1 protein-coding gene is annotated in these 475 nt (G+C 39.4%); it reads left to right on the top strand.

All coding sequences use genetic code 11. From position 1 onward, the window contains the following. Positions 1-244: 244 nt before the first annotated feature. Positions 245-475 (top strand): hypothetical protein (locus D7Y13_RS50070; RefSeq protein ID WP_208734596.1); only part of this gene is annotated, 231 nt, incomplete at its 3' end.

Below are 475 nucleotides of genomic sequence, written 5' to 3'. Positions count from 1 at the left end.
ATGTAAGCTTTTTTTACGCAAAAAAAAATGCTCCCCGCCAAAAGGCAGAGAGCAAATTTATTATCCATAAACCGTGTGATTTCGACGTCCTCCGGTTTATTAAACAGATCATCGCCTCGAAGCGAATTAACCCATAATGTTCAAAAATATGCAAAAAGGATTAAATCACTATCCTTCAATTCAATTTATTATGAGATGCTCTATTGTTGTCATTGTAGCCCAGCTTACTTTCATAAGTATCCTTATGGCCAGCAATGTAAAGAGTCAGGATCTTGATCATAAAATAAGCCTGCGTTTAGAGCATGTTACCGTTGCGGAAGGCCTCTCAGCGATTGGCAGGCAAAGTAACATCAAATTTTCCGTCAGGGAACAGTCTATGAAATCGGTGAGGAAAAATGTGACGCTTATTTCTTCACAGATTACCGTAAGGGAAGCCATCAATAACCTGCTGGCAAATACCGGTCTGCAATATAAG

This window comes from Corallococcus praedator (assembly GCF_003612125.1).
GTDB lineage: Bacteria > Myxococcota > Myxococcia > Myxococcales > Myxococcaceae > Corallococcus > Corallococcus praedator.
The sequence above is the reverse complement of the archived record's forward strand: the minus strand, read 5'-3'. Positions and strand labels throughout refer to the sequence as shown.